Annotated in this window: 10 protein-coding genes and 1 tRNA gene; 7 read left to right on the top strand and 4 right to left on the bottom strand. The window is 71.1% G+C overall.

Annotation, left to right across the window (positions count from 1 at the left end; genetic code table 11):
* From E1281_RS33345 to E1281_RS40730, 4 genes are all read left to right on the top strand, one after another.
* Positions 1-1070, top strand: a 1070-nt coding sequence (locus E1281_RS33345) for a MinD/ParA family protein (RefSeq protein ID WP_243717671.1), incomplete at its 5' end; no start/stop codon positions are given.
* Between the two features lie 24 nt (positions 1071-1094).
* The gene (locus E1281_RS33350; protein ID WP_131883698.1) at positions 1095-1469 is read left to right on the top strand and encodes a signal peptidase I; all 375 of its coding nucleotides are present in this window, start codon (positions 1095-1097) and stop codon (positions 1467-1469) included.
* A gap of 93 nt (positions 1470-1562) precedes the next feature.
* Positions 1563-1651, top strand: a tRNA-Ser gene (locus E1281_RS33355).
* 76 nt (positions 1652-1727) lie between these two features.
* Positions 1728-1892: a hypothetical protein gene (locus E1281_RS40730; RefSeq protein WP_165959215.1), complete on the top strand. Its 165-nt coding sequence runs from the start codon at positions 1728-1730 to the stop codon at positions 1890-1892.
* Positions 1893-1906: 14 nt separating this feature from the next.
* On the opposite strand, the gene E1281_RS33360 is transcribed toward E1281_RS40730, so the two are convergent.
* The gene (locus E1281_RS33360) at positions 1907-2635 is read right to left on the bottom strand and encodes a M15 family metallopeptidase (protein ID WP_131883699.1); all 729 of its coding nucleotides are present in this window, start codon (positions 2633-2635) and stop codon (positions 1907-1909) included.
* A gap of 160 nt (positions 2636-2795) precedes the next feature.
* On the opposite strand from E1281_RS33360, the gene E1281_RS33365 reads away from it, so the two are divergent.
* Entirely contained in the window at positions 2796-3218 is a 423-nt protein-coding gene (locus E1281_RS33365) for a hypothetical protein (RefSeq protein WP_131883700.1), read from the top strand.
* 40 nt (positions 3219-3258) lie between these two features.
* Here E1281_RS33365 and E1281_RS33370 read toward each other — a convergent pair whose 3' ends face one another.
* Positions 3259-3720: a MarR family transcriptional regulator gene (locus E1281_RS33370; protein WP_131883701.1), complete on the bottom strand. Its 462-nt coding sequence runs from the start codon at positions 3718-3720 to the stop codon at positions 3259-3261.
* Between the two features lie 169 nt (positions 3721-3889).
* Here E1281_RS33370 and E1281_RS33375 point away from each other — a divergent pair, with 169 nt between their 5' ends.
* Together E1281_RS33375 and E1281_RS33380 are read left to right on the top strand one after the other, a co-directional pair.
* The gene (locus tag E1281_RS33375; protein WP_131883702.1) at positions 3890-4900 is read left to right on the top strand and encodes a pirin family protein; all 1011 of its coding nucleotides are present in this window, start codon (positions 3890-3892) and stop codon (positions 4898-4900) included.
* 358 nt (positions 4901-5258) lie between these two features.
* On the top strand, positions 5259-6452 hold the full coding sequence (locus E1281_RS33380; RefSeq protein ID WP_131883703.1) for an ATP-binding protein: 1194 nt from the start codon (positions 5259-5261) through the stop codon (positions 6450-6452).
* A 384-nt stretch (positions 6453-6836) separates the two neighbouring features.
* On the opposite strand, the gene E1281_RS33385 is transcribed toward E1281_RS33380, so the two are convergent.
* Both E1281_RS33385 and E1281_RS33390 read right to left on the bottom strand, forming a co-directional pair.
* Entirely contained in the window at positions 6837-7676 is an 840-nt protein-coding gene (locus E1281_RS33385) for a MauE/DoxX family redox-associated membrane protein (RefSeq protein WP_131883704.1), read from the bottom strand.
* The coding region (locus E1281_RS33390) for a hypothetical protein (RefSeq protein WP_207943648.1) at positions 7670-8667 on the bottom strand (998 nt) is incomplete at its 5' end. The genes E1281_RS33385 and E1281_RS33390, both read right to left, overlap by 7 nt.

Below are 8667 nucleotides of genomic sequence, written 5' to 3' on the forward strand. Positions count from 1 at the left end.
CCCACGAGCAGTACCCCCAGGAGCAGTACCCCCAGGAGCAGTACCCCCAGGAGCAGTACGCCCACGAGCAGTACCCCCAGGGGCTCCCTCCCCAGGCGCACCCGCAGGCACAGCACCCGCAGGAGCCGCAGAACGCCGACAGCCTCAGCTCCGAGAACCTGCTCGGTGAGCGGCGCATCGCGCCGTCGTCGGGCTGGCGGCGGGCGGTCTACAAGGCGACCGCGGGCAGCATCCACCCGGGCGAATCGCAGAGCGACGTCCGCCGCAAGGATCTGATCGCCAGGGCGCGCACCATCGTGTCGGGCGGGCACCACCGGGTCGCCGTCATGTCGCTGAAGGGCGGCGTCGGCAAGACGACCACCACGACCGGGCTCGGCTCGATGCTGGGGTCGTTCCGCGGCGACCGCGTCATCGCGGTGGACGCCAACCCCGACCGCGGGACGCTGTCGGACAAGGTCCGGCTGGAGACGGCCGCGACCGTCCGGGACCTGCTCAACAACCGCGACCAGATCAGCCGGTACGCCGACGTGCGCGCGTTCACCTCGCAGAACGAGGCGCGCCTGGAGATCCTCGCGTCCGACCGTGACCCGGCGGTCAGCGAGGCGTTCAGCGCCGACGACTACGCCGCCGTCGCCGTCGTCCTGGAGCAGTACTACTCGGTCTGCATCACCGACTGCGGCACCGGGCTGCTGCATTCCGCGATGGCGGGCGTGCTGAGCCTCGCCGACCAGCTCGTCCTGGTCAGCTCCCCGTCGGTGGACGGCGCCCGTTCCGCGAGCGCCACCCTCGACTGGCTGGAGGCCCACGACCACGGTCACCTCGTCCGCAACGGCGTGGTCGTGCTGTCGATGGTCCGCAACCGGACGCGCAGCCAGGTCGACCTGGACAAGCTCCAGTCGCACTTCGAGAGCCGCTGCCGCGGCGTCGTCCGCATCCCCTACGACGACCACCTGGAAGAAGGGGCCGAGGTCGAGCTGGAGCAGCTCGCCCCCGCGACCCGGGAGGCGTACCTGAACCTCGCCGCCGTCGTCGGCGACGGCTTCGCCTTCCAACGTCCTCCCGAGGCGTGACCGCGAGGAGTACGGTCGCGACCTGTGGACGGCGTGTATGTGGGGAAGGCGGGCCCGGACGCGGCCGGCGATCACGGTTGGCTGCTCGGTCACTTCAAACCGGCCGGCGACCTCCGGCACAGCGACGAGGTCGAGATCAAATGGGGCGTCCACCCGAAGGGGGAGCGCCGCGCCGCGTGGACGGACGGGGAGAAGCGGACCGCGCTGCTCGTCCTGATCAGCGGCAGGTTCCGGCTGGAGTTCCCGGAGGGTGACGTGGTCCTGGCCGAACAGGGCGACTACGTGGTCTGGGGACGCGGCGTCGACCACTCGTGGCTCGCCGAGGAGGAGTCGGTCGTCATGACCGTCCGCTGGCCCTCGATCCCCGGCTACGCCGTCCGGGACACACCGGAGCCGTGAGCCCGGCGGCGACGGTGCTCGGCGTTAAGCGGTCGAAGGTACCGGGTCGTGACCGCTATCGTGGGCGGGGGCCGCTGGAGACGGCGGTCATCTGGAGAGTTCGCATAGTGGACTAGTGCAGGCGCCTTGAAAGCGCCCAGGGCTGGGGACAGTCCTCGTGGGTTCGAATCCCACACTCTCCGCTTGATGTCATGAGCGATGTGTCCGTGGGGCAGAACGGACAGACCGCCCCGTTGTGTATCCGTTACCCTCTTCGGCATGGCGCAGACACCCAACGATCCGGCGGGAACGACCCACCAGTTTCAGAACTTCGCCGACCAGGCCCAATCCCAGAAGTCCGGGCCCAACGTCGCCCTCATCGTCGGCATCGCCGCCGTCGTGGCCGTCGTCGTGATCGTCGTGGCCGCGGTGATGATGATGTGACGGCCGCGGCCGGGTCACCGGCCGTTGCTGCTGAAGTGCTGGTAGTCCTTGGCGCCGCTCCACTCGCCGCCCCAGCCCCAGCCGATCGAGTCGAACGCGTCGACGACCTTGTCGCCGGCGTGGATCATGCCGGGGGCCTTCCTGTCGCGGTTCTTGAACTTCGTGCAGTCCTCGTGGGCGATGCGCCCGTCCGCGTAGACGTACGGGTTCTGGCAGGGGTTGATGTCGACCGCCAGGCCGTAGGCGTGCTGGGAGAAGGAGTTCGACCCGGTCGCCTGGCGGCAGTTGAAGGCCGAGGTGTTGTTGGCCTCGATCGACTGGAAGTCGCTGCCCCGGTACTTGTCGACCGGTTCCATGCGCTCGATCGGGTAGCGGGCGTTGTACAGCTTCCGGAACACGCCGACGAGGTCCTCGGCCGCCTCGGCGTTGACGACCAGCCGCCCGCCGGTGTGCGGCTTGTCGTCCATGCCCCAGTAGGTCATCTCGATCATGCGAAGCCCCGAGGGCGGGACGGGGCAGCCCTCCCGCCAGGAGTGCTCGAGGTCGCCGGCGGTGACCTTCGTGATGTCCGCCTGGAACTTCTGCTCGGTCGGCGTCGCCGAGGGAGCGGGCGTCCCGTCCGAGGTGGGCGGTGTCGCGGTCGGCGTCGGCTCTTCGGAGTCGCCGCCGCAAGCGGCGGCGGACGTCACGGCGACCAGGGCGACGATCGCCGCCGCGCTGCGAATGGGCCTTCTACCTGGCATCTTTCCAGGATGGCACGCCGGATGGCCTATGTGTGCCACCCTTGACCCGCTACCGTGCGTTTGACGGCGCGCCCGCTGGAAAGAGGCCGGACGGACGGGCCGTGAACCTCGTTCATGCGCCGGGCATGTCGTCCGGCGGTCTCCGGCATCAGGGAGCGGGATGGCGGAACCTCAGGAGAAGGACCTCCCGAGCCTCGAAGACGAGATCTTCGCCGTGGCGCACCATGTGGAGGTCGAGCCTGCGGCGGACGGGCACCCGCGCCTGCGGACCGACAGGGCCCAGATGCTCGCGGAGCGCGTCCGCGCCTTCCTCGGCCATGACGTCAAGGCGCTCGCGTCGGGCTTCGGCGTCTTCCTGTTCGTCGACGTGGTGATGATGTGGGCGCCGCTGATGATGAGCCACCGGCCGAGCCTGCTGCCCCAGTTCATCACCCTCCTCGTACTGGCCTTCGGGCTCGGCGGCCTGCTCGTCTGGAAGGTCGGCGGCCGCTGGCGGACGTTCGGCATCGGCATGATGCTCGCCTGGGTGACCCTGACCCTGGTCTCCGTCGGCTTCCTGACCGGTGTGACCGTCCCCCTGTAGACGAAGGCGCGGGCGCCGGCCGCGAGGTCGGGGCGGCGGGTCAGGTCGTGGGGCCGAGGCGTTTGAGGACGAGCGCGAAGGCGCGGCCGACGGCTTCGAGGTCGTCGGGCTCGACGACGTCGATGAAGTACGTCCGGACGGTTTCGACGTGGTCGCGGGCGGCGCGTTCGAGCACGGCGTAGCCCTCGTCGGTCAGTATGGCGAAGACGCCGCGCTTGTCGTTGGCGCAGCTGTCCCGCTTGACCAGGCTCTTCGATTCCAGACGGGAGCAGGTGTGCGACAGCCGGCTGCGCGACTGGCTGGCGTTCTCGGCCAGTTCCGCCATGCGCAGCCGCCGCTCGGGCGCCTCGGACAGGCGGACGAGGATCTCGTACTCCGAGACCGACAGCCCGTGCTTGGTCTTCAGGTCGCGGTCCATGATCTCGGTGAGCCGGACGCTTCCGTCGACGTACGCCCGCCAATCGCGCTGCTGGGTGGCATCGAGCCAGCGGGGTTCGCTCATACTCCCGAGTATACGGGCTCAGGTTGAATCTTCAACTAATCCCGGCTATCTTCACCGTAGCAGGATCCCGCTGCACCGGAGCGCCGGAATAGTTGAAGCATCAACCAGGTTGTGCCGGGCAGTGCACCGCCCGGTCGTGGGACGGGCACCCGAACGAGGGGAGACCCCGATGCCCGCCGTGATGGCCGACCCGCTGACCCTTCCCCGCCTGCCTTTGCTCCCGGAGGCCGACACCGACTGGCGCCGCGTGGCCAAGGTCGTGACCGCCGCGCGCCACCTTGAGGGCGAGGGCTTCCAGGTCCGGCGCCCCTTCCCGGGGGTGGACCTGTCCCTGGCCGACCCGTTCCTGCTCCTCGACCACATGGGCGCCGTCGAGTACGCGCCGGGCGAGGCGAAGGGAACCCCGTGGCATCCGCACCGCGGGTTCGAGACCGTCACCTACATCATCGACGGGGCGTTCGAGCACCAGGACACGACCGGCGGCGGCGGCCTCATCTCCGACGGCGCCACCCAGTGGATGACGGCCGCGTCCGGAATCCAGCACATCGAGCAGCCGCCGCCGGAACTGGTGACCAAGGGCGGTCTGTTCCACGGCATCCAGCTCTGGGTCAACCTGCCCCGCGCCCAGAAGTGGGTCCCGCCGCGCTACCAGGACATCGAGGCCCGCGACGTCAAGCTGCTGGCCGCCGATGACGGCTCGTCCCTGGTCCGCGTCATCGCCGGGTCGCTCGCCGGATACGACGGCCCCGGCGTGACCTACACGCCCATCAACTACCTGCACGCGACGGTCGCGCCCGGTGCGCGTCTCACCCTGCCCTGGCCGCGCGAGTTCAACGCGCTCGTGTACGTGCTGTCCGGGCGCGGGACGGCCGGGGCCGAGGAGACCGCGGTGGACGAGGGGCAGCTCGCGGTCTTCGCCGGCTCCCACGGCAGGGGTACCGGTGACGGCCTCGTCGTCCGCGCCGCCGACGGTCAGCCCGCCGCGAGCCCGAACGGCTGGGAGATCCTCGTCCTCGGCGGCCTCCCGATCCGGGAGCCGATCGCGCGGTACGGCCCGTTCGTGATGAACACCCGCGAGGAGATCGTCCAGGCGTTCGAGGACTTCCAGGCAGGCCGCATGGGCACCGTCCCGGCCGAGAAGGTCCCGCACCGATCCGCCGCGGACGAACCCCTCGCCTGACCGAACTCCCGGCCGCGCCGCGTCGGCGGCGCGGCCGGACCCCGCTCAACGGCCACGCGTACCACCGGAAGGTGGGCGCGTGGCCGTTCTCTTTCCGGATTCGTCGCGGCGGTTCCCCGGGTTCGGATGACGGTGGCGGGGTCGTGCGCTAGTGTGTTCGAATAGTCGAACAGAGGTTCGACGGGACTGGACGTGCGGCCGGGGAGGCGACATGGCGGCGACGGTGGCCCCGCATCCCGGCGGTACGAGGGGAGCGGACGGCGCGGCGCGGTGCGGGAGGCGGGAGCGCGCGACACGCCGCAGTGGTTTCTACGCAAATCTACGCCCGCAGCTATATCGCCTCATAGAGTCCGAGAGCGTGGACCCCGTGCGCAATCCCTATGCCCCTGGCGCCGGGCAGCGCCCCCCGGAGCTGGCCGGCCGCGACCGTGAGCTCAAGCAGTTCGAGGTGGTGATCGAACGGGTGGCCCGCGGCCGTCCCGAGCGCAGCATGATCGTCACCGGGCTGCGCGGGGTGGGCAAGACCGTGCTGCTCAACGCGTTCCGGTCGATGGCGATCCAGCGGCTGTGGGGGACCGGGAAGATCGAGGCCCGCCCCGACCAGTCGATCCGGCGGCCGGTCGCCTCGGCGCTGCACCGGGCCGTCCGGGAGCTGGCGCCCCGGCACCGCGCACCCGACCGCATCGAGGAGTTCCTCGGCGTGCTGAAGGCGTTCGCGCAGGCCGAGCCGGAGCCGTCCGGCAAGGCGAAGGCCCGGGTGCACCGCTGGCAGCCCGGTATCGACGTGCCCGCCTCGCGCGGCCGCGCCGACTCCGGCGACCTGGAGATCGACCTGACCGAGCTGTTCGTCGACGCCGCGTCCGTCGCGACCGACGTCGGCGTCGGGATCGCGCTGTTCGTGGACGAGATGCAGGACATCCCGGCCGACGACGTCTCCGCGCTGTGCGCGGCGTGCCACGAGCTGTCCCAGGTCGGCGGCCCGCTGATCGTGGTGGGTGCGGGGCTCCCGCATCTGCCGGCCGTCCTGTCGGCGAGCAAGTCCTACTCCGAGCGGCTCTTCCGCTACGCGCGCATAGACCGGCTCGACCGCGCGTCCGCCGATTTCGCCCTGCTGGCTCCCGCCGAACGTGAGGAGGTCACCTTCACGGAGGACGCCCTCGACGCGCTGTACGGCGCGGCCGACGGCTATCCCTACTTCGTCCAGGCGTACGCGAAGGTCGTCTGGGACGTGGCACCCGACACCCCGATCACCGCCGACGACATCAAGGTCGCCGCGCCGGAGGCGGAGAGCGAACTCGCGGTCGGCTTCTTCGGCAGCCGCTACGAGCGCGCCACCCCGGCCGAGCGCGACTACATGCGCGCGATGGCCATGCTCGGCGACGACCCGGTGTCCACCGCGTCCGTCGCCGACGAGCTGGGCCGCAAACCGTCCAGCCTGTCGCCCGCCCGCGACGGACTCATCAAGAAGGGCCTCATCTACAGCGCCGAACGCGGCCTGGTCGCGTTCACCGTGCCCCACTTCGGCACGTTCCTCCGCTCCCAACCCGCCTGACCACCGGCCGCTTCGGCTTTATCCGGGTCTCTAGCGAGATTGCTAGAGAGCGGTAGAAAGCTGCATCGAACCGGTTCGTCAGCCAAGTATTCGGTCATCTAGTCGTGGCCGTAGAAAGCCATAGATTCCGCTCGCATGCCCTCTGGGTTTTTCTAAGGCCTTCTAGGTTTTCTTGTAGAAACCCCTAGGCAAACGAAGAAGCCCGCTCCACACGGTCGGTTGTGCGGCCGGGAAGCACGCCTGGCGTGAACGTTCGAGATCGACAGCCTGCGGACTGACTCTGGCCCGTCCCAGGCGCGATCGTCGGTGACGCCGTCTCCAACTCCGGCATGGGCATCGACGCGAGAGGTTGCCAGCCCTTTCTTGGACAGGTCCAAGAAAGGGCTAGAGAGCGGGAGAGAGGGTCGTTTCCGGTGCCACGAGGGCTGATCGGACGGTCCTGTCCCGTTCGGCGGTCGACACCCCGAACACGATCTCCATGTGCTGCCCGTCCACGCGGACCGGGAAGACCACGAATCGCCAGCAGCCCTCCCGCCACACGTCCAGCGCCACCGCGCTCGCGATGACGTCCTCGTGCTCCAGCCACGCGGGGCTCTCGTACAAGGTCGTGTACGTCTCCTGGATCGGGCTGCGCCGCCGCTCGCACGGCATCGCCGGGCGGCCGTGGCCCTGCCGCAGCCGGCGGCGTTCGACCAGCGCCGACAGCTCCGGCGACAGCGCCGCGAACAGCGCGAGTTCCACCGCGAGCACGAGCGCGACCCCGGCCTCGACGCCCCGCAGCACGTCCAGGCCGGCGAGCGGGGCCCCCAGCGCGGTGACGGCCGCCGCCGTGAACAGCACCGTCCGCAGCACGCTCCGCCGTCCGACCCGCTTGCCGCTCAGCCCGCCGAAACACCCGCACCCGGCGTCCGGGCGGCCGACCCGCAACTCGCTGACCACCCACGTCGCGGCGGCGAACGCCAGCGCGGTCGCCAGCCGCACCGACAGGTGCGAAGTCACGAGGAGCGCCAGCCCGAGGACGCCCTCGCCGAGCCCGACCCCCAGCGTCAACCCGCGGCTGTCGCGCAGCGCGGAAAGCCGCGCGAGCCCGGCCGGCACCGGCACGCCGTGGACGTGGTCGGGCCCGGCCGCCGGATGCTCCCGGACCGTCAGCTTCGCCAGGCAGGCGGCCAGCAGCACCGCCGCCAGCAGGAGAACCTGCGAGTTCTGGAACGTGGTCACCATCCCGCGGCCCTCCCCGCCGCCTCGGACGGCGCGTCCGGCCGGACGGCGACGTTGAAGCAGCCCGCCACCAGTTCGCCGCCGAGCCCCGCGAACACGGCGGGCGTCAGCTCGACGATCCGCCCGCGCGGGGACGCGTCGCATTCCACGCACCTGTCGCAGAAGCGGGCCGCCATGCAGCCGCACTCGACCACCGGCATGGAGACCGCGCGCCCACCGCACTCGTTGTGGACGGCGATCTCGCTGCCGAGCGACAGGTACGGGAACGGGACGCAACCGGACGGGGCGTCCGCGCACCCCCCGGCGTCCCCCTCGGAGTCGACCGCCGGGTAGGCCGCCCCGTCCGGAGTCCTGCCGTCCGCCGCCCCGAACCAGGTCGCCGTCCCGCGCAGCACGCCGGGCACGGACGCGGTCGCCTCCGGCGCGGCGAGATCGTCCGCGCGGTAGCCGGGCTGCGACGTGCCCGGACGAACCGCCAGCGGACCGCTCGGCGACCACACGCAGAGCACGTCGATCAGGTATCCGGGCTCCAGCCGCGGATGCCGGACCAGCACCCGCTCGAAGACCTGCGGAGGGATCACCACATGCGCCCGCCCCCGATGGGGGCCCATGTCCACCTCGACGGTGTCCCTCCCGGACGCCAGGATCGTGCCGGTCACCCGCCCGATGTCGACCCAGACGCGGTCGGCGCCCGGCCCGCCGTCCTTCAGCCGGACGATCACGGACCGCCCCGGCCGCAGCGCGGCGAGGCCCCCGCGCCCGCCGTGCCAGACGGACGTCTCCGCACTCATCGCGACCCGGACCACCCCGGACGCCACCGGCCCCGATTCCCGCGCATGCCCGTCCCCGACCAGGTCCGCACCACGCGACCCCTGGTCAGCCGCCCGACCCGCGCCTGAGCCGGCCGAGCCGCGCACCTGCCCGGCGCCCCGTCCCGGTGCGCGCCGCGCCTGGTCGGGGATCCGGGGGTTGGTGGCAATGACCAGGATGTGGG

Origin of the sequence: Actinomadura sp. KC345 (genome assembly GCF_004348515.1) — a bacterium.
GTDB lineage: Bacteria > Actinomycetota > Actinomycetes > Streptosporangiales > Streptosporangiaceae > Spirillospora.

Bases quoted from the DNA above. Each gene is read 5' to 3' on its own strand.
- E1281_RS40730 (WP_165959215.1), top strand. From the start codon at position 1,728: ATGGCGCAGACACCCAACGATCCGGCGGGAACGACCCACCAGTTTCAG.
- E1281_RS33360 (WP_131883699.1), bottom strand. From the start codon at position 2,635: ATGCCAGGTAGAAGGCCCATTCGCAGCGCGGCGGCGATCGTCGCCCTG.
- E1281_RS33365 (WP_131883700.1), top strand. From the start codon at position 2,796: ATGGCGGAACCTCAGGAGAAGGACCTCCCGAGCCTCGAAGACGAGATC.
- E1281_RS33370 (WP_131883701.1), bottom strand. From the start codon at position 3,720: ATGAGCGAACCCCGCTGGCTCGATGCCACCCAGCAGCGCGATTGGCGG.
- E1281_RS33375 (WP_131883702.1), top strand. From the start codon at position 3,890: ATGCCCGCCGTGATGGCCGACCCGCTGACCCTTCCCCGCCTGCCTTTG.
- E1281_RS33385 (WP_131883704.1), bottom strand. From the start codon at position 7,676: ATGGTGACCACGTTCCAGAACTCGCAGGTTCTCCTGCTGGCGGCGGTG.